This window comes from Haloferax sp. Q22 (genome assembly GCF_001482285.1).
Classification (GTDB): Archaea; Halobacteriota; Halobacteria; order Halobacteriales; family Haloferacaceae; genus Haloferax.
This window is the reverse complement of record NZ_LOEP01000037.1, coordinates 205,050-227,450: the sequence shown is the minus strand read 5'-3', so window position 1 is coordinate 227,450 and position 22,401 is coordinate 205,050. Positions and strand designations below refer to the sequence as shown.

Annotated in this window: 20 protein-coding genes; 7 read left to right on the top strand and 13 right to left on the bottom strand. The window is 66.4% G+C overall.

The genetic code is table 11. The features are described from left to right. Positions 1 to 23 precede the first annotated feature (23 nt). From AM590_RS17865 to AM590_RS17855, 3 genes are all read right to left on the bottom strand, one after another. On the bottom strand, positions 24 to 1,562 hold the full coding sequence (locus tag AM590_RS17865; protein WP_058828645.1) for a glycoside hydrolase family 28 protein: 1,539 nt from the start codon (positions 1,560 to 1,562) through the stop codon (positions 24 to 26). Positions 1,563 to 1,674: 112 nt separating this feature from the next. Next, the gene (locus AM590_RS17860) at positions 1,675 to 2,730 is read right to left on the bottom strand and encodes a S9 family peptidase (RefSeq protein WP_058828644.1); all 1,056 of its coding nucleotides are present in this window, start codon (positions 2,728 to 2,730) and stop codon (positions 1,675 to 1,677) included. 491 nt (positions 2,731 to 3,221) lie between these two features. Then, positions 3,222 to 3,464, bottom strand: a complete 243-nt coding sequence (locus AM590_RS17855; RefSeq protein WP_253805961.1) for a hypothetical protein — start codon at positions 3,462 to 3,464, stop codon at positions 3,222 to 3,224. Positions 3,465 to 3,619: 155 nt separating this feature from the next. On the opposite strand from AM590_RS17855, the gene AM590_RS17850 reads away from it, so the two are divergent. After that, complete coding sequence (locus AM590_RS17850; RefSeq protein WP_058828643.1) at positions 3,620 to 5,716, top strand: ABC transporter substrate-binding protein; 2,097 nt, start codon at positions 3,620 to 3,622, stop codon at positions 5,714 to 5,716. Positions 5,717 to 5,923: 207 nt separating this feature from the next. Beyond that, a complete protein-coding gene (locus AM590_RS17845) occupies positions 5,924 to 8,050 on the top strand; it encodes an ABC transporter permease subunit (protein ID WP_058828642.1) in 2,127 nt (708 codons plus the stop codon). Positions 8,051 to 8,282: 232 nt separating this feature from the next. On the opposite strand, the gene AM590_RS17840 is transcribed toward AM590_RS17845, so the two are convergent. Beyond that, complete coding sequence (locus AM590_RS17840) at positions 8,283 to 8,501, bottom strand: hypothetical protein (protein WP_058828641.1); 219 nt, start codon at positions 8,499 to 8,501, stop codon at positions 8,283 to 8,285. Positions 8,502 to 8,716: 215 nt separating this feature from the next. Here AM590_RS17840 and AM590_RS17835 point away from each other — a divergent pair, with 215 nt between their 5' ends. Continuing rightward, positions 8,717 to 9,778 carry an ABC transporter ATP-binding protein gene (locus tag AM590_RS17835; protein WP_058828674.1) on the top strand — a complete coding sequence of 354 codons (1,062 nt, stop codon included), beginning with the start codon at positions 8,717 to 8,719 and terminating at the stop codon, positions 9,776 to 9,778. Further along, positions 9,775 to 10,890 (top strand): ABC transporter ATP-binding protein, encoded by a 1,116-nt coding sequence (locus AM590_RS17830; protein ID WP_058828640.1) that lies wholly within the window; start codon positions 9,775 to 9,777, stop codon positions 10,888 to 10,890. Before AM590_RS17835 ends, AM590_RS17830 begins: the two co-directional genes overlap by 4 nt. 135 nt (positions 10,891 to 11,025) lie before the next feature. Here the strand turns inward: AM590_RS17830 and AM590_RS17825 are convergent, their stop codons facing one another. From AM590_RS17825 to AM590_RS17800, 6 genes are all read right to left on the bottom strand, one after another. Further along, positions 11,026 to 12,147: a Gfo/Idh/MocA family protein gene (locus AM590_RS17825; protein ID WP_058828639.1), complete on the bottom strand. Its 1,122-nt coding sequence runs from the start codon at positions 12,145 to 12,147 to the stop codon at positions 11,026 to 11,028. Between the two features lie 78 nt (positions 12,148 to 12,225). Next, positions 12,226 to 13,251, bottom strand: coding sequence for a Gfo/Idh/MocA family protein (locus AM590_RS17820; RefSeq protein ID WP_058828638.1), 1,026 nt, complete (start codon positions 13,249 to 13,251; stop codon positions 12,226 to 12,228). A 119-nt stretch (positions 13,252 to 13,370) separates the two neighbouring features. Beyond that, a complete protein-coding gene (locus tag AM590_RS17815) occupies positions 13,371 to 14,555 on the bottom strand; it encodes an MFS transporter (RefSeq protein WP_345775628.1) in 1,185 nt (394 codons plus the stop codon). Positions 14,556 to 14,709: 154 nt separating this feature from the next. Then, positions 14,710 to 15,876, bottom strand: a complete 1,167-nt coding sequence (locus tag AM590_RS17810) for a UxaA family hydrolase (RefSeq protein ID WP_058828637.1) — start codon at positions 15,874 to 15,876, stop codon at positions 14,710 to 14,712. Further along, positions 15,873 to 16,184 carry a UxaA family hydrolase gene (locus AM590_RS17805; protein WP_058828636.1) on the bottom strand — a complete coding sequence of 104 codons (312 nt, stop codon included), beginning with the start codon at positions 16,182 to 16,184 and terminating at the stop codon, positions 15,873 to 15,875. Before AM590_RS17805 ends, AM590_RS17810 begins: the two co-directional genes overlap by 4 nt. After that, positions 16,181 to 17,371 (bottom strand): UxaA family hydrolase, encoded by a 1,191-nt coding sequence (locus tag AM590_RS17800; protein WP_058828635.1) that lies wholly within the window; start codon positions 17,369 to 17,371, stop codon positions 16,181 to 16,183. The genes AM590_RS17805 and AM590_RS17800 overlap by 4 nt, the downstream gene beginning before the upstream one ends. Positions 17,372 to 17,457: 86 nt before the next feature. Between AM590_RS17800 and AM590_RS17795 the strand changes: the two genes are divergently transcribed. The 3 genes from AM590_RS17795 to AM590_RS17785 all read left to right on the top strand — a co-directional run bounded on the left by AM590_RS17795 (position 17,458) and on the right by AM590_RS17785 (position 19,204). Next, a complete protein-coding gene (locus tag AM590_RS17795; RefSeq protein ID WP_058828634.1) occupies positions 17,458 to 18,141 on the top strand; it encodes a carbohydrate-binding family 9-like protein in 684 nt (227 codons plus the stop codon). 93 nt (positions 18,142 to 18,234) lie between these two features. Then, positions 18,235 to 18,891, top strand: a complete 657-nt coding sequence (locus AM590_RS17790; protein ID WP_058828633.1) for a ThuA domain-containing protein — start codon at positions 18,235 to 18,237, stop codon at positions 18,889 to 18,891. Positions 18,892 to 18,961: 70 nt separating this feature from the next. Next, positions 18,962 to 19,204, top strand: coding sequence for a hypothetical protein (locus AM590_RS17785; RefSeq protein WP_058828632.1), 243 nt, complete (start codon positions 18,962 to 18,964; stop codon positions 19,202 to 19,204). 56 nt (positions 19,205 to 19,260) lie between these two features. Here AM590_RS17785 and AM590_RS17780 read toward each other — a convergent pair whose 3' ends face one another. The 3 genes from AM590_RS17780 to AM590_RS17770 all read right to left on the bottom strand — a co-directional run bounded on the left by AM590_RS17780 (position 19,261) and on the right by AM590_RS17770 (position 22,375). Next, positions 19,261 to 20,343 (bottom strand): LLM class flavin-dependent oxidoreductase, encoded by a 1,083-nt coding sequence (locus AM590_RS17780; RefSeq protein WP_058828631.1) that lies wholly within the window; start codon positions 20,341 to 20,343, stop codon positions 19,261 to 19,263. An 84-nt stretch (positions 20,344 to 20,427) separates the two neighbouring features. Then, entirely contained in the window at positions 20,428 to 21,861 is a 1,434-nt protein-coding gene (locus AM590_RS17775) for a glycoside hydrolase family 4 (RefSeq protein WP_058828630.1), read from the bottom strand. A 64-nt stretch (positions 21,862 to 21,925) separates the two neighbouring features. After that, the gene (locus tag AM590_RS17770; RefSeq protein WP_058828629.1) at positions 21,926 to 22,375 is read right to left on the bottom strand and encodes a universal stress protein; all 450 of its coding nucleotides are present in this window, start codon (positions 22,373 to 22,375) and stop codon (positions 21,926 to 21,928) included. Positions 22,376 to 22,401: the final 26 nt, after the last annotated feature.

Sequence of the window (22,401 nt, the reverse complement as noted above, 5' to 3'; positions counted from 1 at the left end):
AAAACGAGTGCGTCGGGCGTCGCCTACCGCTCGACCGTCTCTGGCTGTACCGAGACGACGGCCTCGGCCATGTCGCCGTAGTTGCCCGCGAGGAGCACCGAGGACTCGCCGTCGCTCTCGTCACGAACGTGAGCGAACGGTTCGCCGTCGTCGGGGGCGACGCAGCCCCCGATTCGGAGGTTCTCGACGCCGTCTGCCTCGACTGCTGGCCCCTCGTCGGCCTCGGCTTCGAACCCGTCGAGGACGACGGTCGAACTCGCTTCCGCGGTCAGCGGAGTCCCGCTTCCGTCGGGGACCGTCACGCGAACGTCTCGGAACGAGACGCTGCCGAGCGACTTACAGAAGACGCCGTGTCGTTGGTCGTACCCCTTCGCCATCGCGGGCGAGAGGTCCGAGGCGTCGAACGGGCGGGTCGCGTCGATGTCCACGTCGGTAAAGGAGATGCCCTCGAACCGCTGTTCGGGGAGGCCGGCGAGGAACGCCGCCGACTCGACTTCCTCGGCGGTGATGTGGTGGAAGTCGACGTTGCGGACGTTCGGCGTCGCCTCGGTGACGGGCTTGGGGTCGCTGTCGATGTCCGTCTGGTAGTAGCCGTTGATGACGAACGGGCAGGCGACGCGGCGCATGATGATGGTGTCGAACCGGAGGTCCTCGACCGTCCCGCCGCGGCCGCGCTTAGACTTGATGCGGATGCCGCGGTCGGTGTCGGTGAAGGTGCAGTTCGTGACGGTGACGTGCCGCACGTCGCCGGCCGTCTCGCTCCCGATGACGACGCCGCCGTGGCCGTGTTCGACCGTACAGTTGGTCACGACGACGTTTTCGGTCGGGCGGCCGACCTCGCGGCCCTGTTCGTCCTTGCCGGACTTCAGGCAGATGGCGTCGTCGCCGGCGTCGATGTGGGTGTCGCTGACCCTGACAAAGCGCGAGGAGTCGATGTCGATACCGTCGCCGTTCGGGGCGTCCGGCGGGTTCTGAATCGACACGTCGTGAATCGTCACGTCGTCGGAGTAGACCACGTGTGTGTTCCAGAACGGGGAGTTCCGAAGCGTCACGCCGGAGACGGTCACGTTCTCACAGCCGTCTATCTGGAGCAGCGGCGGGCGCACCGTGAACGTGCTCACCTCGTCCTGCTGGTTGCCGCGTCGAATCTCCTCGAGTCGCTCGGTGAGTTCGGAGGGGTACTGCTCGGGCGGTAACGACACGAACTCCCACCAGTAGGAGCCGCCGCCGTCGATGACGCCCTCGCCGGTGATGGTGACGTTCGAGGCGTCGGCCACGTGGAGACACGGGTGGAAGCCGTCTTGGTCCCACCCCTCCCAGCGGCTCTCGACCGTCGGGAACTCGGTGAAGTCTTGGACGAACCGGAGTTCCGCCCCGTTTGCCAGTCTGAACGTCGTGTCGTCGCCGACGCGGAGCGGGGCGCTTCGGTACGTCCCCGGCGGGAGATACACCTCGCCGCCCTCGCCGGCGCAGTCGTCGAGCGCCGCCTGAATCGCCGCCGTGTCGAGCGAATCGTCGTCTTCGATACCGTAGTCGCGCACGTTCCGCTGTTCGAGAGTCACGCCTCAAGCATCCGCGAGCGCGTTGATAAACGTTGTGCCGGGGTACCACGAGGCATCGGTATCGGCGACGCGAGGCGAGAGACGGAAGCGGAGTCGGGGGTAGCGCGTCGGCTCAGAGTCGGTCGCGCAGGAAGGGCCACGCGCCGGCCTCGAAGAAGCGGTGGCCACCGTCGCCGACGAAGAGGCTGCACTTCCCCTCAGCATCCGCGGCGCGGTACCGCCCGCGGATTCGGTCGAACGCCCGTCTCGTCCCGGCTATCGGGAAGATGGGGTCGGATTCGCCCGCAACGATGCGGAGCGACCGCGGAGCGACGAGGCCGGCGATATCCCACACTTCGCCGAGGCGTCGGAGACCGGGAACGTAGTTGCACAGACAGTGGTCGATGGGAACGATGGAGTCCTCGAACGGACAGACCGACGCGCAGGCGACGACGTGCCCGATTCGGTCGTCGAGCGCGCCCGCGAGGAGCGCGACGGTTCCGCCGCCGGAGTGGCCGCAGACGGCTAGTCGGTCGGCATCGAGCGCGGAGTGCCCCTCGGCGAAGTCGACCAAGTGGCGCACGTCCCACACGCGCTCGCCGACGAGCGACCGGCCGAGAAGCTGGGCGCGTTTCTGCCAGTACGTACACGGGTTGACAGCATCGGACTCGTCCGACTCGTCGGCCGCGTCGGGACGCAGTTCGCCGAAGGCGCGCATGTCTGGGGCGACGACGGCGAAGCCCCGCCGGGCCGCCTGTCGAGCGATGTCCCGCCGGTCGTCGTCGATGTGGCGGCTGGCCGCCTCGGCCTCGGCGACGCCGGCGGCGAGGTCTTTGCCGTGTTCGGTGTGGCCGTGAAGCGCGACGACGACCGGATACGGCGGGTCCACCGAGTCGGGGAGAAGCAGGTAGAACGGGACGCGGAACCCCCGTTCGGTGCGGACGCTCCACGTCTGTCGCTCGTAACTCCGGTGTTGAACCGTCGCTTCCGGACGCTCCCGTCGATTTGGGTCGATGCCCTCGACGGCGCGGTCACGCATCGCCGGAAATCCGAGCACGTCGCGTAGTTCGTCGCGGAACGACTCCTGCCACGCCTCGAACTCGGGTCCTCTCTCACCCGCGTACGCGACCGAGCGGTCGGTCGCTCGGAGGATGCCGTCGAACCAGTCGTCGTAGTCGAAGCCAGTCATTCGGTGTCGTTCCGACGAACGCGGTGGGTTCACAAGTGCGTGTCGGCGTCGCGGACCGGGAGAATTGTTCCCCGTGGGCGAACAGAGTTGGCTGTGAAGAAAACAGGACGCAGAACCCACCACTCATCCATTTTCGGTCGTTTTCGATGGAGAACGAACCGGTCTGAAATCGGGAAAAGGAGCATTACGGTTGTAGCGTCGTCACGGCGGGTTGCGGTCCGTTTCTGATCCGACTTCACCCAGTAGAGAACCTAGATACGACGATTTTGGGATTCCCGGCGATGACTGGGACGCCGCTCAGCGAGGATACTCAGTCGGATTCGCATGTTGAGTTCCCCATACGCGAACAAAAGAAGACAACTAAATTACAGATTGGGCGCGTGAATCGGGAGACTGCGGCAAGATAGCGGCGGAGATGACACCGTGATATGAAGAACGACGATGATCCGAGTCGGCAGAGACGACGGGAGAAAACAGAGAGCCGAGAGCGTTCAGTCGAGGGCGTCACTCAGGTAGCCGCACCGCCAGAAGACGACGCCGACGGTCGCGAGGAGCACGCCGGCGAGGGCGAAGTCCATCATGAGGACGACGTACGACGCGGTCCCGCGCTCGATGCCCGTCATCGCGAGAAGGCCGAGGACGACGATGAGCAGCGTAAACGAGAGCACGCTCGTCCACAGCATCTTCTTTCGGCAGATCCAACATTTGAAGTACGACTGTTCTGAGGTTCCCATTACCGGCGATTTCGCAAAACGGGATAATAGTCCTTTGGGGGACCGCCCCGCGCGTCGCGAGGGACACGAGCGCGGCCGCGCAATCAAATAATTGTCAGTAGATAATTACCATTATCGATGGGTATATATAGGATAGTCATAATGGATACTGTGTGATGGATTCGCAAAGCAGCGCTGAGTCCGACAAGTGGATCAGCGATGACGAGTGGGAAGACGTATCACCACAGACACGCCGTCGTCTGCTTCGAAACGCGTTCGGTGCCACGGCCGGCGCCGCCGCGCTGGCCGGTTGTAGTAGTGGTGGTAACGAAGACACGCCGACGCCGCTCGAGAACGAGGGTGGTGGCGGCGGGAGCACAACGACCGAGGGCGATTCGACCGGCCAGTCGTCGGGTCGAACGCTCGACCACATCATCTCGCTCGCGCCGACGAACGCTCGATTCAACCCCTACGGTAACGCCGCGAACTTCTCGTTCCGGTGGTACTGGGCGATGTTCGACCAGTTGGCCGTCCACGACAAGGTGTCGAACAAGACGAAGGGGATGGTCATCGAAGACTGGGAGTACGCCGACAACGGACAGGTCGCGTGGAACGTCCGCGACAGCTACACGTGGCACAACGGCGACGACCTAACCGCGGAGGACGTGGCGACCCAGCTCAAAATCGGCAAGCTGATGCAGACCGTCCACAAGGGCTACGGCGCGCAACCGCTGTACGAGAACGTGGAGACGACCGGGAAGTACGAACTCACGTTCGACCTAGTCGAGCCAGACATCAGCCGGGAGATATTCGAGTTCGGTCATATGAAGCGCCGCGCGTGGCTCTGGGCGCACCGGGACATCTGGGGGAAGTACGCCGAGATGTTCGACGACGCCACCACCGACTCGGAACGGACCTCTGCCCAGCAGGAGATGATGCAGGCGGTTCAAAAGAACGTCTGGGACAACGCGAACGTCCCGGGGAACTCCGTCTGGGAGTTCGTCAGTGGAGAGGAGAACGTCGCGCACTTCGAACCCTACGACGACTACGTCAGCCCCTTCAGCGACGCCGAGTGGTCGAGCGGCGAAATCACGGGCGACATGATAGACTACAGCCTCGACTGGCACCGCTACCCGAACCAGCAACAGCGGACCAAGGCGATGCAGGAAGGCGTCATCGACGTGAGCTACCCGCCGGAGTCGCAGTCAGCCCGTGACCGACTCAAGGAGAACGGGTGGGGGCCGGCCGACAGCCTCTCCGAGGACCAGATCACGCCGCAGATGCGCAGCGGGGCGATGGGCGTCCTGCTCAACTGTCAGAGCGACATCACCGGCGACCCGCGCGTCCGGAAGGCGATTCACCACATCGTCCCCCGGAAGCCGCTCGTCGAGTGGGTTCCGGACTACGGCACCTACTGGGTCGAAGACCGCATTCCGTCCGGTATCGGGCAGGACAAGGAAGTGCCATGGTTCGGCGGGAACTCGAACTGGCCGAGCGGCGACCTCGCGAAGCTCGAGCGGTACGCCCACACCGAAGACGACGTGGACGAACAGCGGGCGACCGAACTCCTCGAGGCCGCCGGCTTCTCGAAGTCGGGCAACCGCTGGAAGGACCCGAACGGCGAGAACGTCACCCTCCGGTTCTACACGGCCACGTCCGACGAGGAGCCGATGGCCCTGCGGTTCGCGCAGATCGCGAAGTCCTACCTGGACAGTTTCGGTCTCCAGACGGAAGTGACCGCACAGGAGTCGACGATCCGCGCCGGCAAGACCATGGAATCCGGCGACTGGGAGCTGCTGTTCGACAACTGGGGCGGCGCGAAATCCGGCCCGCCGTTCCTCGGTTTCTCGAACTCCTTCAGAGTCCAAGAGTCGCTGTCCGGACAGCCGCTTCCGAGCAACGACAGCTGGGCGATGGACCGCGTCGTCGAGGTGCCATACCCCATCGGCGACCCGACCGGCGATCTCCAGGAAGTCGACGTCATCGACAAGCTCAACGAGCTCCGGACGCAGATGTCCGACGAAGAGCGCAGACAGAAGGTCGCGGAAGTCTCGTGGATATTCAACCAGTCGCTCCCGATGATGCTCATCAACGAGGAGGGCGGCACGGGTGGCTACTGGCTGAATCACGACAACTGGGCGACGAAGCCGCCAAACAACAACCTGAACCCGGCGTACCGCTACGAAATCGTCGAGATCGGTCAGTACTCCTACTGCCAGTACATGGCCAAGATGGGAACCGAATACTTCCACCCGGCGGAGGGAGGCCAGTAACCGAACCGGGCGCCGCCACCTGAACGAGAACCCGTCGTCTCACCGAGTCAGTCAGAACGTATCAGCCATGCGGTGAACTCCTCGTCCGGGGGCGCAACGCGCCGCCTCCGGACGCGACGACGGCGAGGTCGGTTCGGTCGAGTGCGGACGAAAGTAGCCCTATTAATAATAATTAAGTACCCACATGAGAGGTAAGAACTAGCAAGGATGGTCGAGAAAAATTACTACGTGCGTCGGATAGCGCAGGCCCTGATAACGGTCTGGGCGGCGATCACGTTCTCGTTCGTGACGGTTCGGCTCATACCGGGCGGACCGATGGACTACATCGCCGCGCAGATCAGACAGCGGTCCGGAGGGGCGGTTTCGTCGACCCGCCTCAACCAGATGGTCGAGATGTACTCGAACGTCAACCCGGACAAGCCGATGCTGCAGGCGTACGTCGAATACATCGTATCGGTTGCGCAACTAGACTTCGGGCGGTCTATCTTCTACGCGGACCCGGTCTGGAGCGTTCTCGGACCGGCCATCCCGTGGACGATGTTCGTCTCGCTTTTCGCCCTCGTTATCGGCACCATCATGGTGTTCCTCATCGGCGGCTTCCTCGCCGTCCACGAGGGCGACACTTGGGACGTTGTCGGGAGTTACTTCGTCATCTTCTCCGACGCCGTCCCGTACTACATCGTCGGCCTCGTGCTGCTGTTCACGCTCGGATTCGGCACCGAGTTCTTCCCCAACGGAGGGCGGTACGACAACGCGCTCACGCCCGGGTTCAACATCGAATTCATGGCCAGCGTGCTGCGACACGCGGCGCTGCCCATCATGTCGTTCGCGCTGACCTCGTGGGGCGGCCTCGAGTTCCGCGCGCACTGTACCCGCATCATCGGTGAGGACTACGTCGACGTGGCGGAACTCAGGGGACTGCCCGACAGCCGGATTCAACTGCGGTACATCGGCTGGAACTCGATGCTGCCGATGTACACCGGCCTCATGGCAGGCCTCGCCAGCCTGTTCGGCGGCTCGGTCATCATGGAGCAGATATTCCGATACCGCGGCATGGGCTTTTACTTCTACGAGGCCACGATGGCGCGGGACTACACGACGGTCATGGCGGCGGTCATCCTCTTTACCATCGTCACCGTCGTCGGCCTGCTCATCGCCGACTTCACCTACGGCTTCATCGACCCCCGCGCCGGTCACACCCAGCGTGAGTCCTACTCGCGGTCGTACCGCGAAACCCTCCAGCGGTTCGTCAACCGCCTGCGGGGCGGCGGCGCGGACAAGACCGAGACCATCGACGACCGCATCGAGGGCAACCGCATCTCGGCCAGCGGTGCGATGAGCTTCGACGTCGATAGCTCCGACTTCTCGCGCGGGGAGTACATCAAAGAGCGAATCGACCAGAGCCTCCTGACCCCGTTCCGCATCATCTGGACCTCCCCGCGGGCGCGGGTCGGCGCGATAATCCTCAGCATCTTCGGGTTCCTCGGGCTGTTCGGGCCGTACATCGTCCCCGAGGTCAGACCGATGCAGGGACCGATTCTCCTGCAACCGCTAGAGAACATGCGCTACCCGCTCGGCACCGACGACATCGGCCGCGACCTCCTCGCACAGCAGGTGCTCGCGACCCGTCCGATGCTCGTCATGATGCTGTCGGGGGCCCTCGTCACGCTCGGGCTCGCCATCTTCTTCGGCGTCACGTCCGGCTACCTCGGCGGCGTCATCGACAAGGTGCTCATGACGGTGACCGACGTGATGATGAACATCCCCGGCCTGGCGCTCGTCATCGTCCTCGCGGTGATTCTCGAACCGAAGAGTCCGGTGTTCGTTGGATTCGTGCTGGCCATCGACAACTGGCCACGCTTGGCCCGACAGCTCCGCTCGCAGGTGCTCACCATCCGCGGTGAGTCCCACGTCGAGGCCTCGCGCGTGCTGGGACTACCCACGTCGAGCATCCTCTCGAAGAACGTCATGTCCCGGCTCATGCCGATGCTGACGATGGGGACCGTCGGCTCCATGCGGAACATCCTGATGGAGTCCGTCGGCCTGTACTTCATCGGCGTGCTGCCGTTCACGACGAGCAACTGGGGCGTCGTCCTCAACATCGCCCGCAACGGCGGCGCGCTGTCCGGCATGGACCGCTTCCACTGGCTGCTCGCGCCGATACTGTTCATCGTCACGATGACGTACGGCCTCCAGCTGTTCGCGCAGGGGACGGACCGACTGTTCAACCCCCGTCTCCGCGCCCGGCACGCGGCGACCGTCTCGACCGACGACATGGAAGGCGGTCGCGGCGGCTCGGAAGGCGGCGACGGTGCCGCATCGGCCGCGGACTAACCAACCGGACCAGCCGGTCCGTTTCGCGTCGCTGTTTTTTCGATTATCTCGACCCGAGAGCGGCCGCGTCACGCTGTCTCAGGGAAAAGGTTAACACACGCGCTATCGACCTACGAAACGGACTTCAACCATGAAAGTGGAGAAAGAAGGAAATACGACGCGGTACCTGCTCGGCCTCGTGATACTCGTGATCCTGCTCATCGGGGTGTACTACGGATTCACCATGATGTGATCAGAACAGCCGGTACGCCCAGATCAGTACCCGGAACGCGACGGCGACGAACACCAGCAATCCACCGATTATTCCGAACATTCCCGCCCAGACGCCGGTCTGAAGGGCGGCACCGAAGAGAATCAACAGCGCTCCGAGGAGAATCACCGTCGAGGTGATACCGCCGATTTTGGAGCGAACTGTCCACAGTACGTTCTGTCGCGTTTGCGCTTGCGCCATGTCAGCACGGACATCGCGGACGGACTTATAGCTTGCCGGTATCGGCAGCCGAACCGTCCGAAGGCCCCGATATCGGCGCTCCTCGACTGCGTCGGCGGAAAGTATTAAGTAGTATTGAACGTGATAGATTCCTACTACGGTCACATGTTGACGATAGGCACGCGTGACGGGTGGGGTCGCTCGCCCGCCGTACGAACCGACGAGAGGGACTGACCATGGCGACACAACACACCAAACAGAAGATGCCAGACGAGCCGACGGCCGAGCACAACGTCTTAGAGATAACGAACGCGAGCGTCGCGTTCGCGATGGAACGCGGGGACGCGCGAGTCCTCGACGACGTGTCGATAAACGTCCGGCGGGGAGAAGTCCTCGGCGTCGTCGGTGAGTCGGGTTCCGGCAAGTCGATGCTGGCGGACTCCATGCTCGACGCCATCGACTCGCCGGGGACGCTCACCGGCGACGTGGTGTTCAACCCGCCGGAGGGCGGCGAGCCAATCAAGGTCAACGACCTGAGCAAAGAGGAGCTTCGCCGGTTCCGCTGGGAGCGCGTCTCGATGGTGGTCCAAGGGGCGCTCGACTCGTTCAATCCGATGCTCAGCATCGGCGACCATTTCGTCGAGACGCTCCGCGCGCACGACTACGACATCCAAGAGGGGATGGAGCGCGCCCGACAGCTCATCTCCGACGTGCACCTCGAACCCGACCGCGTCCTCGACGCGTACCCCCACGAGCTGTCCGGCGGGATGAAACAGCGCGCGCTCATCGCGCTGAGCCTCATCCTCGACCCCGACGTGCTCGTGATGGACGAGCCGACCGCCGCGCTCGACCTCCTGATGCAGCAGTCGATTCTGAAGCTCCTCTCGGAGCTGAAAACCGAGTACGACCTCACCATCGTCATCGTGACGCACGACCTGAGCCACGTCGCGCGCATCTCCGACCGCCTCGCGGTGATGTACGCCTTCGAACTGCTCGAACTCGGCCCGGTCGAGGACATCGTCATGAACCCCGCACACCCATACACGCGGGAGCTGCTCAACTCGATACCCGACATCGACGCCGACCTCGACGAGATGGCGTCCATCGAGGGGACGAGTCCCGACCCGCTGAACGTCCCGAAGGGCTGTTCGTACCACACGCGGTGCCCGCTCGCCGACGAGCAGTGCCGGGCGACGAACCCTGACCTCATCGAGGTGTCCGAGGACCACGGGGCCGCGTGCTTCTACACCGACGAAGCCCGCGAGACGATTCCCCTCAAGAAGGAGGTCTCGAAATGAGCGACGACCCCCTGCTCCGCGTCGACGACCTGAGCGTCCACTTCGGCGGCAACGAGGGCATTCTCGACCGCTTCCTCGGCGACGACAAGGGCGTCGTCCGCGCCGTCGACAACGTCTCGCTCGACATCGGCGAGAACGACGTGGTCGCGCTCGTCGGCGAGTCCGGCTGCGGCAAGACGACGCTCGGAAAGGCCATGATCGGCCTCCAGCGTCCCACCTCGGGGACGGTCCGCTTCCGCGGGCAGGACATCTGGAAGTCCAACCTCGAACCCGGCGATATCCCGTACAAGGAGATTCGGAAGTCGCTCCAGATGGTCCACCAGGACGCCGGTAACTCGCTTGACCCCAACCGGACGATATTCAAGAACCTCAACCCGGCGCTGAAGAAGTGGCGGCCGGAGCTCAACCTCGTCGAGCGCCGGGAGCTCGTCCACCAGATGCTCGACACGGTCGGACTCACGCCCGCGGACGACTACGCCTCGCGGTACCCCCACCAACTGAGCGGCGGGGAGGCCCAGCGGACCGTCATCGTCCGGTCGATGCTCCTCGAACCGGACCTCATCCTCGCCGACGAGGCCGTGAGCGCCCTCGACGTGTCGCTTCGGGTGAACCTGATGGACCTGCTCCTCGAACTGCAGGAGATGTTCAGCACCTCGTTCGTCTTCATCTCGCACAACATGGCGAACGCCCGGTACCTCGCCGGTCGCGCCGACGGCCGCATCGCCGTCATGTACCTCGGCCGCATCGTCGAAATCGGCCCGGCGGACGAGATTATCAAGAACCCCCAGCACCCGTACACCAAGAGCCTCCTGTGGGCGACCTCCGGCCTCTCGGAGATAAACGACCCCATCGAGACGCCGCCGGTCAGGAAAATCGACATCCCGGACCCGGAGAACCCGCCGAGCGGCTGTCGATTCCACACCCGCTGTCCCGAGGCGCGAGAGTACTGCACGTCGAACACGCCGGACCTCTCCGGTATGAGCGGCCCGTCGGACCGCCACGAGGCGGCCTGCTTCGACGCGCACGACAGAATCGACTACCGGAACAGCGAGCCGCTCACCGACGACCTCGATATCGGCGTCGCCGACGACGCGGAACAACCGGCCGACTGAAAGAAAAGCCTCGATTCGAACTATCGTTCGGACGCCGTCGCCAACACCGGACCCGGTACCGGCACCGATGCCTGTTTTCGCTCCCGTACCGGCGTCCGCTTTTACTCCGTACTGATTCCCTGTTCGCTCCCGAGTTCACTCCGCGTCGCCCGCGGGCCCGACGTCAGTCGGGAAGCCGTCGGGGACCGACGGCGGGCGCTCGCACTGCGCCGAGAGCTGGACGTACGCGCCCTCCTCGGCGGATTCGCGGATGCCGTCCATCGCTTCGAGGACGTGGAATCCGAGGTCGCCGCTGGTCCGGTGGTCCCAGTCGGCGTCGAGCGAGTACGCGAGGTCGACGAGGCCGAGGCCGCGCTGTTGGCCGGGGTGGTCGCGCTCGACGGGAACCTCGCGCCACTCGCCGTCGTCGTCGTCGCTGAGGTGGACGCGAGGCGTCCCGTCGAACCGGTTGGGGTTGGTGACGCTCAGCGTCCCCTCGGTGCCGTAAATCTCGAATCCCGGCAGTTCGGACCCCCATACGTCGAAACTCGTCAGGAGCGTCCCCGTCGCGCCGTTTTCGAAAGTCACGACGGCTGTCTCGTGGGTCGGCACCGACACCGGAATCCGCTCGCCGCGGCGCGGCTCGCTCGTTATCTCGCGCTCTTCGAACGGCGTGTTCGCGGTGCCGGCGACCGACTGAATCGGACCGAGGAGCGTCACGAGCGACGTGAGATAGTACGGCCCCATGTCGAAAAGCGGGCCGCCGCCTTCAGCGTAGAAGCCGTCGGGGTCCGGGTGCCAGTGTTCGTGGCCGTGGTTCGACCAGAACGCCGTCGCGCCGACGGGGTCGCCGATGCGGCCCTCGTCGATGAGGTCGCGACAGGTCTGGATGCCGGTGCCGAGGACGGTGTCGGGCGCGACGCCGACGGTCAGTCCGCGCTCGGCGGCAGTCTCCAGAATCGCCTCACCTTCGGCCTTCGTCGCCGCGAGCGGCTTTTCGGTGTAGGCGTGTTTGCCCGCCTGAAGGGCGGCGGACACGAGGTCACCGTGGGTTCCCGCCGGCGTGAGCACGACCGCCACGTCGATTTCGGGGTCCGCGAGCAGGTCCTCAGTCGGGAGAACGTGGGGGACGCCGTACTCGTCCGCCTTCGACTCCGCGCGGTCCGTGTCGAGGTCGGCGCAGGCGACGATGTCGAGGGCGTCGAAGCGGTTCCCCGCCTCGAAGTACACGTCGCTGATGGCTCCACAACCGATGATACCGAGAGTCACACTCTCCATACCGGGGCGACGCGGGAGAGACTGAAATAGCTGTTGACGGGCGAAGGCGGAGAGAAGTCGTCGGGCGAGTCAGCACGCTCAGTCGTCCGCGTCGCGGAGGTCGCCGACAGACGACACCGACACCCACTCGCCGCGACTGTCCGAGCGCTCGGCGGCGAAGACGATGTCTACTCCCTTTCTCGCCTCGTCCGGCGGCACCATCGGCGGTCGGCCCTCCGAGACGGCCTCGACGAAGTCGCGTATCTGGGCGACGTGCGGGCCGTCGGGGCGTGGGTCGGGGAGTTCGACGGGTTGTTTCTCCCCGTTCACTTCGAACAGTTCGACGCCCGTCTCGGTGACACGAAGCGTTCCCTCCGTCCCGTTGAATTCGAGGCTGATGGCCTGTTGGGGCCGCGTCGCCGTCGTCGCCGACACCTGCCCGAGCGCGCCGTCCTCGAACCGGAGCGAGAGCGCGGCCGTATCGGGAGCTTCGATATCGTGATACAGCGCGTCGCCGGTGCCGGCAACCCGTGACACGTCGCCGGCGACCCACTGGAGCAGGTCGATACCGTGGAGCGCCTGCGTGAACAGGACGCCGCCGTCGAGGTTCGCGCTCCCGTGCCACGACGAGTCGTCGTAGTACGACCGGTCGCGGTGCCACTTCACCCGCACGTCGGCGAACACGAGTCGTCCGAGCCGACCGTCGCCGACCACCTCGCGGGCGAACTGCATCGTGGGAAACAGCCGCCGCTGAAGGATGCAAGCGAGGGTGACGCCGGCGTCGCGGCAGGCGACGACCATATCGTCGACGCGGCCGGGCGTGATTTCCAGCGGTTTCTCGCAGAGCACGTCGATGCCCGCCGCCGCGGCGTCAACGACGATGTCGCGGTGGGCCCCATTGGGCGTGCAGACGCAGACAGCGTCGAGGGCTGCGTCGGCGAACAGGTCGGCGTGGGAAGTGTACGACGGACAGCCGTGCGTCTCGCCGAACGACTGGGCGGTCTCCGGGGTGTGGTCCGCACAGCCAACGAGTTCGGCACCGTCGATGTCCGCGAGCGCTTCGGCGTGGGACCGGCCCATACTCGCACAGCCGACGATACCGACCCGAATCGGCGTCTCGGTCATCGGCGCTCACCGTCGGGCGAAGGGGAAGTGGCGACTGTAGGCGTCATCGACTCGAACGACAGCGGGTGGCGTGATAAGCGTTTACCAGCGTGTCGGACGGTTGTACGGCGTGGAGCGGCTCACTCGGGTGAGAAGCTCTCGGTGAGCGTCCGCCCGACCAGCCCGGCGGCGACGAACGCGAGGACGCTGGTGCAGACGAACGCCGTGGCGTAGTCGAACCGGGTGGCGAGCACGCCGACGAGAAGCGGTCCGAGAACGCCGCCGAGACCGCGGGCGGTCGAGCGAAGTCCCATCAGTTCGGACTCGCGGTCGACCGGGGCCACGTCGGCGACGAAGGCGATGGTCCCCACGGTGAGCATCGAGAACGTGACCGCGTGGACGACGAAGGCGGTGCTGCTGATACCGATGCGGGCGAGCTGCCCGTCGGGGACGAGCGCGAGCACGACGACGAGCGCCTGCACGCCGCTGCCGGCGAGGCCGCCCACGATGAGCTTCTTCCGGCCGATGCTGTCGCTCAGGCGGCCGAAGCCGTACATCGAGACGACTCGGACCGCGGGACTGACCGCGAGCACGGCGCCCATGACGACGTTCGAGAGCCCCACGTCGGCGACGAGGAACACCGGGACGACCGAGATGAAGCCCTTCTCGGTCATGTTCCGGAGGACGATACCGACGTACAGCCAGCCGAGTCCGGTCCGCTCGAACAGTTCCCGCCGCGCGCCGCCGGGGAGGAGTCGCCCGCGGACTTCCCCCAGGAGTCGACCCGTGGTCAGCGTCTCTTCGGACGGCGGCGTCGGGTCGGCGATGCGGAGCGTGAGGAGCGTCGCCACGAGGCCGAGGCCGACGACGACGAGATAGAGGTCGGTCGGCACGAGCAGGCCGACGAGATAGCCGACGAACAGCCGACCGCTGATGGCTCCGGTAGAGCGGGCGCTGCTGTAGAAACCGATGGAGCGCCCGCGCTCCGACTCGCCGCCCGACTCGCTCACGATGGTGAGAATCACCGACTGGAAGCCGGCGGTGAACACCGCGAAGAGGCCCCGACAGACGATTTGGAGCGGGACCGACGCTGTCACGGTCAGCGGGACGATAGCGAGCGTCGAGAGAAACGCGGTGCCGATGAGTATCGCGCGCCGCCGCCCCGTGATGTCGGCGATTGCGCCCCAGACCGGGGCGAACACGAACAGTCCGAAGGAGAACGCCGCGTACGCGAGGGTCACCTCGAATGGCGACCCCTGTTCTCCGATGTAGAGCGCCATCGCCGTCCCGAAGAGCGACCCGCACGCGACGCGGGAGACGCCGATGAGCGCGAGTGCGCTTCGCTGCCCTCGACTCGCTGGTCGAGCCTGCTGATTGACTACCACTACGACTCGGTGTGACACTACCACCCAATAAAGATTGGCGAGGCGGAAGGCGACACGTTCACCTCACTGACACGTCCGAATTGCCGGAACGGGCTCAGGTCGACGGACCGGCGCGGGCGATGGCGAACTCCGTGAGTCCGTGTTGCTCGGCGCACGTCCGGTCGCCGTCGGCGACGGCGAGAAGGAGCGATTCGAGGTCGTCCGCGTCCGCCTCGCGGGCATCGAGGTCGATGTCACCGGGGACGGCCGCTAGGGTGTCTGCGTCGCCGGAGAGCTTCACCACCGGAACGATGGGATGGCCGGCGGGCGTCCCCTGTCCCGTGACGTGGAGGACGAGATGCGCGCCCGCGGCGGCGAGGCCGGTCGCGGCCTCTTCGACACGGGAGGGCGCATCCAGTAGTGTTACCCCGCCCTCACCCGCGGCGTCCCCATCGCCGACCCGCTCGCCGTACGCCGCGACACCCGCGACCGGTGCGTCGCCGATGAATCCCGTGGCGGCCTCAAAGCCTTGGGCCGCCGCCTCCGTTCCGACGCGCGTCGCTCTCGCGGGGCGGTCCGCCGCGTCGAGCAGTCGGTCAGCGGCCGCGTCGCCGACGAGTGCCCGTGTCTCGTCGGGGTGTGCGGCGAACCGTTCGTTTCCGGCGACGACGACCCGCCCGCCGGCCGCCGCGACTCGCTCGACCAACTCGGCGACGAGCGGGTGCGCGTGCCGTCTGGTCGAGTCCGCGAGGTCGTCGACGACGACGCCGACCGTGAGGTCGCTGAGGGTCGCCGCCGGTTCGTCGGCTGTTGCGGTCGACTCGTCCACCTCCGCTGGCTCCTGCGCGGCCGCCGACTCGCGGAGGTCGGCAACGGCGGCCACGCCGCGGTCGGCGCAGGCGTCGGTCCCGCCCGCATCCTGTATCGTGAGTTCGCGGACCGGAAGCCCGCACTCGTCAACCGCCGCGGCGACGACGTCGCTCCGGACCGTCTCACAGCCGAGTCCGACGACGACCGTCCCTGCGACGTTGGGATTACCGGCGAGGCCGACGAGTGTCCGCTCGGTCTGTTCGGCGTCCGCGCCCAGTTGCCCACAGCCGTGGTCGTGGGGCGCGGCCACCGCGCCCGGCGAGCGGGCGGCTATCTCCTCGGCGACGACGTGCGAGCAGATGACCGACGGGAGGACAAGCACCCGATTGCGGATTCCGAGGCGGCCGTCGGGTCGGCGGTAGCCCGCGAACGAGTCGCGGCCGATTCGGTTGGAGAGGCGGTTCTCGGTCATCGCTCCGCCTCCGTCGCCGCCACGTCGCCGCGGCCGCGAGTGCTCTCGCAGTTGTGCGTGTGGACCCACTCGCCGGCCGCGACCGCCTCCGTGGCCCGCCCGATGACCTCGCCGTACTTCTGGACCGTCTCGCCGGCCGACAGGGGTTCGAGGGCGAACTTGTGACCGAACGGAACGTCGTCGGTGAGGGTCATTGCGTGGTTCCCGTTGTGGATCTCGCGCCCGGCCTCGAGGTCTTCGAGCGCCGTCGCCACGCTGTCGCCGTCGGCCAGCACGAGGGCGGCACCACCGAGGACGCGACCCTTCATGTGCTCCGCACCTCCGCGAGTTCGCGCGGGTGGACCTCCGTGATGGCGAACTCCTCCATCCGGCGCGTCTCGGCCCCGGTGCGCTTCCCGTCGGCGACGGCGAGCACCTCGTCGAAGACGCGCTCACCCGCCTCGGAGATGGTCGCGTCGCCCTCGACCACCGCCCCGGCGTTCACGTCCATGTTCGCCCGCATGCGCTCCCACGTCCGAGGATTGCCCGTGACCTTCACCACGGGCGCGACGGGGTTGCCGGTGGTACTCCCGCGACCGGTGGTGAAGACGATAATCTGCGCCCCGCCGGCGACCTTGCCGACGACGCTCTCCACGTCGTAGCCCGGCGTGTCCATCAGGACGAGGCCGCCGCCGACCGGCAGCCGCTCGGCGTAGTCGACGATGCCGCGAACGGGGGTCGTCCCACCCTTGGAGATGGCTCCGAGGCTCTTTTCCTCGATAGTCGTGAGCCCGCCCTCCTGATTGCCGGGCGAGGGCTGTGCACCCCGGAGGTCGACGCCCATCAGGTCGGCCGTCGCCTCGCGTCGTTCGACGCGGTCGAGCAGTCGGCGGCGGGTCTCCTCGTCGGCGCACCGCTCCGCGAGAACATGTTCTGCGCCGATGAACTCCGGTGTCTCACTGAACGAGGCGGTTCCCCCGGCCGCGACGAGACGGTCGCAGGCGTCGCCGACGGCGGGGTTGGCGGCGATGCCCGAGGTGGCGTCGCTCCCGCCGCACTCGACGCCGACGACGAGTTCGCTCGCGTCGGCCGACTCGTGACGGGCGTTCGCGGCCGCCTCGTTCAACGAGTCGAGGGCGGTGCGTCCACGCTGGAGGGCCGCGGCCGTCCCGCCGACCTCACGGACCGACAGCGTCTCCACCGGCTTGCCGTCTCGGGCGATTCGGTCCGCGATCTCGTCGGCGTCGATGTCCTCGGTTCCGAACTCGACGACGAGCGCCGCGCCGACGTTCGGGTTTCGCCCAACGCCGACCAGCACCCGCTCTGTCTGTTCCCGCGACTCGTCCGGTTGGCTCGCGCCCATCTGGTGCGGCGTCGCGCGCGCCCACGCCCCCGCCTCGGCCGCGATGCCGCGGGCGACGCAGGACGACGCGACCGAGGTCGGAAGGACGGCGACGTGGTTTCTGACCCCGATGCGGCCGCTCTCCCGGCGGTAGCCGGTGAACTCTCGTCTCATACCACGCGATTCGGTAGCGCCCGACAAAGTGGTTTCGTCGGGTGCGGGCGGAACGCTCTTGCGGGCGGGTCGAGTGAGTGTGTCGTATGCGAACCTACGAAGTCAGCCGCATCGACGCGGGCAGAGCGGTCCCGCTGACCGGCGCGGTCGACGGGACGGTGTGGGAGCGGGCGAACGTCGCCCGACTGGACGAGTACGCGTGGGGCGACGAGCCCGGTCCGGAGACGACGGTCAGGGCGCTGTTCGACGCGGAGGCGCTCTACCTGCAGTTCCACGTCGAGGACGACGAGATAACCGCCGACGTGACGGAGCTGAACGGGCCGACGTTCGAGGACAGTTCGGTCGAACTGTTCGCCACGCCGGCCCCGCCCGAGGACGGCTCGCCGGGGCGGTACTTCAACTTCGAGGCGAACTGCTGCGGCACGTTCAAACTCGCGTGGCAGGAGCCGAACTGGCGCGAGCGCGACATCGGCCGCGATCTCGTCGCGCCGACCGACGCGGCGGCCGTCGAGGCCGAGACATCAGTGCCCAGCCCGACGAAGACCGCCTCCCCCGACGACGACTCGTGGTGGCTCGCGGCGCGGCTCCCGGTCTCCACGCTCCGGTCGCTGACCGGCCTCCCGCTCGAACTCGACTCCGGGGCGGTCTGGCGCGGGAACTTCTACCGGAGCGGGCTGCCCGACGCGCAGAAGGGGACGTGGAACCGAATCGAACTGCCGGAGCCGACGTACCACTCGCCGTCGTTCTTCGGGCGTATCGAGTTCGAGTGAGTGGTCGCCTCGGACGGTTGCCCCGGACGGTCGTACCGAGCAGGTCGTGGTGGCACCGAAACGGCTTTTCACACGGGTCGAGAACGGCAGTCCATGCAACAGCCGTCCGCGTTAGTCATCGGAGAGACGACCTTCTCGTTCCACGATTTCGAGGAGATGCGACCGCACATCGAGTCCGCCATCGGCGACGCCGCCGCGGTGACCGCGACGACCGACAGGAACGCCCTCGCCGACCTCACGGGCTACGACCTCGTCGTGGACTACCTGACGGACGCCACCCTGAACCCCGAGCAGTTGGACGGCCTCCTCGGATTCGTCCGAGACGGCGGAGCCTATCTCGGTCTCCACTGCGCCGCCGACCTCATCAACGTCCACGACGGCGACGGCGGCCTCGACAAGCGCGACGAACCGTTTCCCGACCTCCGCGACCTGCTCGGCGGTCACTTCCTCACTCACCCCGAGCAGTCGACGTTCGGCGTCGAAATCGTCTCCGACCACGCCGTGACCGACGGTGTCGACGACTTCGAGGTGTTCGACGAGCCGTATCAGGTCGACGTGGACGACGACGTGACCGTGCTCGCGCGCATGGCTCATCCCGACCTCACCGACGACTACCCGGTTGCGTGGGTCCGCGAGTACGGCGCGGGGCGGGTCTGTTACGCGTCGCTCGGACACACCGCGGAGGCTTTCGAGAACGACGACTACCGGCGACTGCTCCGCAACGCCGTCGGCTGGCTGGTCCGCGACTGAGCGGGTCGGCCGCGGCGTCGCCGCCGGCGGCGTGTGAACGTTTATCCCGGTCGGTTCCGAACGTCGGTACATGAATCTTCGAGCCGCCGACCTGACCGTGTTCGTGTTCGTCCTCGGCGTCATGCTCTCGGGAATGTGGCTGGCCCAGCAGTTCGGCATGGAGTGGTCGCCGACGCTGTTCGCCATCGTCGCCGTCGTCGCGGCCGTCTGGACGGTGTACTACCGCTTCAGCGTGGAGCCGCGAATCAACACGAGTAGAGGAGACGACGACGGCCGACAAGAGGCCGGCGTCGGCGACGGCGCACAAGAGTGACCGACTGACCGCATCAGCCGGTGTCGGCGACCGACACTCCGGTTCGTCCCGCCGCGCTATCGCTCGCTGAAGTACGGGATAATCTCGTTTTCGTAGTGCCGCATCGTCTCCTCGTAGTCGCCGACCGGGATGAGAACGAGGTTATCGACGCCCGCGTCGCGGAACGCCTCGATTCGCTCGATAGCGCGCTCGGGGTCACCGGAGACGCAGATGTCGTCAACAGCCTCGTCGGGGATACGCTCGGCCGCCGCCGACAGTTGCCGTTCCTGTTCCTCGTCGAACGCCATCTGCCACATGATGGGCGTCGACTCCGCGATGTCCTCGTAGCCCATGTCGGCGAGGAGCGGCGGTCGGAGCGCGAGATTCACGCGGTTTCGCTCGATGCCGGCCGCGCGCGCCTCGTCGCCGTCGTCGTAGACCGTCGTCGGAACCATGACGGCGCGGTCGATGGACTCGGGGTCGCGGCCGCGGTCCGCGGCCACGTCGAGGACTTTCCGCAGGTCGGCCGCGTACTCGTCGGGCGAGTAAATCCACGGGAACCAGCCGTCCGCGACCGCGCCCGTCAGGCCGCGCATGCTCTCGCCGTAGCCGCCTATCCAGAGCGGCGGGCGCGGGTCTTGCGCGGGTTTCAGTCCCATGTGCGCGTCGTCGAGGTCGAAGTAGTCGCCCGCGAAGGAAAACGGCTCGTCCGCCGTCGAGTTCCACAGCCCGTCGATGACGGCGACGCACTCTCTGAACCGGGTGTACGGATCGTCCCAGTCGATATCCGAAATCGGCGCGAAGTTGAACGCCTCGCCGGCCCCGATGCCGAGACCGGCACGACCGTCCGTCATCCGGTCCAACGTGGCCGTGACGTGCGCGAGTTCGGTCGGGTGCCGGCGCACCGAGTCGGCGACGCCGGGCATGAGAGTCACCTCATCGGTGCGCTGGGCAATCGCCCCGAGGACGGAGAACGCCTCCCACGGCGGGTCGACCAGATACTCCTCGGAGTCGGTCGGATGAAACAGATGGTCCGGGACGGTGACGGTGTCGAACCCGGCCGTCCCGGCTCGGACCGCTCGCTGGATGGTTTCCTCGACGTTTCCGTAGCTGACAACTTGACAGCCGAAGCTCAAACCGCGGCTATTGGCGCTCGACATCGCGTGTACCGACTGGATGGCGGGATAAATAGCTGACCCCGGAGGCGGGGAGCGACGTGTTCGTTGGGGGTTCGAAACGCCGGCTTACGCCTGCAGGACCGACGCGTCGAGGTCGTAGTCGGTGAAGTATTCGCGCTCTAGTTCGACGAGTTTCGCGAACAGCTCTTGGGCCTCGTCGCGCGAGACGGTGACGAGCGGTTCGTTGAGGAACGCCTGAAACGCGAGGTCGAGGTCGCCCTCGAAGCCCGCGCGCACGAGCGTCTCCTGATTCGTGACGTGGGTTTCGACCATGCTCTCGACCTCGTCGGGCAGGCCGCCCGCACAGAGGGGCGTCACGTCGTCGCCGGAGAGGAGCGCGTTCGTCTCCACGACTGCGCCCTCGGGAAGGCCGTCGACCTGCCCCTCGTTGGGGTAGTTGAGGTGCGTGACGAACGTCCCCTCGCCGGAGAGCGCCCGCATGATGTCGACCGCCTCCTCGCCGGACTCGTGGAACTCGAACTCCGTGTCGCCTTCGAGGTACTGTTCCATCTCGTCTGGACCCTCGTCGTCGGAGACACGGGCCGAACTCGGCGTGAGTCGGATGCCGTAGCGCTGGATTTCCTCGGGTTCGTCGATGCTCAGATACCACGGGACGAACTCCACGAGGTGACGGTCGCCCGCCGCGCCGAGGACGCCGAAGCGGTCGTAGAGGTCGAGGGCCACCTCCTCGTTGTTCACCCAGTAGGATTCGCCGTCGAGGTCGCCCGGTTCGCGGTCGAAAAGCGGCTTCCGCCGGTCGAGTTCCTCGTCGAGGTACTGGAACACGTCGCGGTCGCGCCACCGCGCTTCGTCGACCCACGTGAAGTGGTTGACCCCCTTGACGTTGACCCGGACCTCGTCGCGGGCGATGTCCTCGGCCTCGTCGATGTAGCGCTCCGCCATCTCGGCGAACAGCTTCTGGGTCTTGAACACCTCGTGGCAGAGCCCGATGGCCTTGATATCCGGGAACTCCTCGTAGAGCGTCCGTGTACAGACCGTCATGGGGTTGGTGTAGTTGATGACCCACGCGTCCGGGCAGCGCTCGCGGACCGTCGCAGCGATTTCGCGGTACTGCGGAATCGCGCGCAGGGCCCGAATCGCCCCGCCGGGGCCGACGGTGTCGGCGACCGTCTGGTAGATGCCGTACTCCTGGGGCACGTCGATGTCGTGGACGAACGTCTCACCGGGCGGGTCCTGAATCGAACAGATGACGAAGTCGGCCCCGTCGAGGGCCTTGTCCATGCTCCGGGTCGCCTCGAACGACCAGTCGCCGACCGCCTCCTCGCGGTCCATCACGCGGTTTCCGAGGAGGGCGTTCTTCGACGCCATCTCGTAGTTCACGTCGTACAGCGTGACGCTCCCCGCGAGGTCCGGACACTGCGCGAGGTCGTTGATGAGCGTGTGGGCCCACCCCTGACTCCCGCCGCCGATGTAGCCGATGTCGATAGTTCGGGACGAACCCGACGGTACAGGCTCCGCTTGCTCCGACAGCTGATACATGTGATAACACGTGACGATTCGTGGTCGCAAATAGCTGTCGTTTCGGGGGGGTCCGGTCGCTCCGTCACTCGGTCAGGATAGTGACTGGCCCGTCGAAGTTGAGGACGACGCGCTGTGCGGTGTCGCCGAACAGCGCCTTCCCGGTCGGCGAGCGCTGTCGGCCGGCGACGTAGACGTGGTCACAGCCGCGCTCGTCGGCGACGCGAATCACCTCGTCGGCGAACTCGCCCTCCTCGGCGACGACGGTGACGGCGTCGTACTCGACGGTTCCGTCTACCGATTCGAACGCCTCGTCGGCGGCTTGCGACGCGAAGCGGGAGGCGACTTCCCGCGCCGAGTTCGACTCCAGCGGCGTGTTGGCGGCGTCGCTCATCGCCTGCAACGTCTCCGCGTTCTCGACGATTTCGTCCTCGGTGATTCGCGTGAGGAGCACGAGCGGCGTGTCCGTGCCGGCCGCAATCTGTCCCGCCTCGGTCAGGAGACGCTCGTTGGAGTCCGTACTGTCGACTACCACTAGGGATGACTGCATACCGGTGCCAC

Coding starts and splice junctions, on each gene's coding strand:
- AM590_RS17860 (WP_058828644.1), bottom strand. CDS start 2,730: ATGACTGGCTTCGACTACGACGACTGGTTCGACGGCATCCTCCGAGCG.
- AM590_RS17855 (WP_253805961.1), bottom strand. CDS start 3,464: ATGGGAACCTCAGAACAGTCGTACTTCAAATGTTGGATCTGCCGAAAG.
- AM590_RS17850 (WP_058828643.1), top strand. CDS start 3,620: ATGGATTCGCAAAGCAGCGCTGAGTCCGACAAGTGGATCAGCGATGAC.
- AM590_RS17845 (WP_058828642.1), top strand. CDS start 5,924: ATGGTCGAGAAAAATTACTACGTGCGTCGGATAGCGCAGGCCCTGATA.
- AM590_RS17840 (WP_058828641.1), bottom strand. CDS start 8,501: ATGGCGCAAGCGCAAACGCGACAGAACGTACTGTGGACAGTTCGCTCC.
- AM590_RS17835 (WP_058828674.1), top strand. CDS start 8,717: ATGGCGACACAACACACCAAACAGAAGATGCCAGACGAGCCGACGGCC.
- AM590_RS17830 (WP_058828640.1), top strand. CDS start 9,775: ATGAGCGACGACCCCCTGCTCCGCGTCGACGACCTGAGCGTCCACTTC.
- AM590_RS17825 (WP_058828639.1), bottom strand. CDS start 12,147: ATGGAGAGTGTGACTCTCGGTATCATCGGTTGTGGAGCCATCAGCGAC.
- AM590_RS17820 (WP_058828638.1), bottom strand. CDS start 13,251: ATGACCGAGACGCCGATTCGGGTCGGTATCGTCGGCTGTGCGAGTATG.
- AM590_RS17810 (WP_058828637.1), bottom strand. CDS start 15,876: ATGACCGAGAACCGCCTCTCCAACCGAATCGGCCGCGACTCGTTCGCG.
- AM590_RS17805 (WP_058828636.1), bottom strand. CDS start 16,184: ATGAAGGGTCGCGTCCTCGGTGGTGCCGCCCTCGTGCTGGCCGACGGC.
- AM590_RS17800 (WP_058828635.1), bottom strand. CDS start 17,371: ATGAGACGAGAGTTCACCGGCTACCGCCGGGAGAGCGGCCGCATCGGG.
- AM590_RS17795 (WP_058828634.1), top strand. CDS start 17,458: ATGCGAACCTACGAAGTCAGCCGCATCGACGCGGGCAGAGCGGTCCCG.
- AM590_RS17790 (WP_058828633.1), top strand. CDS start 18,235: ATGCAACAGCCGTCCGCGTTAGTCATCGGAGAGACGACCTTCTCGTTC.
- AM590_RS17785 (WP_058828632.1), top strand. CDS start 18,962: ATGAATCTTCGAGCCGCCGACCTGACCGTGTTCGTGTTCGTCCTCGGC.
- AM590_RS17780 (WP_058828631.1), bottom strand. CDS start 20,343: ATGTCGAGCGCCAATAGCCGCGGTTTGAGCTTCGGCTGTCAAGTTGTC.
- AM590_RS17775 (WP_058828630.1), bottom strand. CDS start 21,861: ATGTATCAGCTGTCGGAGCAAGCGGAGCCTGTACCGTCGGGTTCGTCC.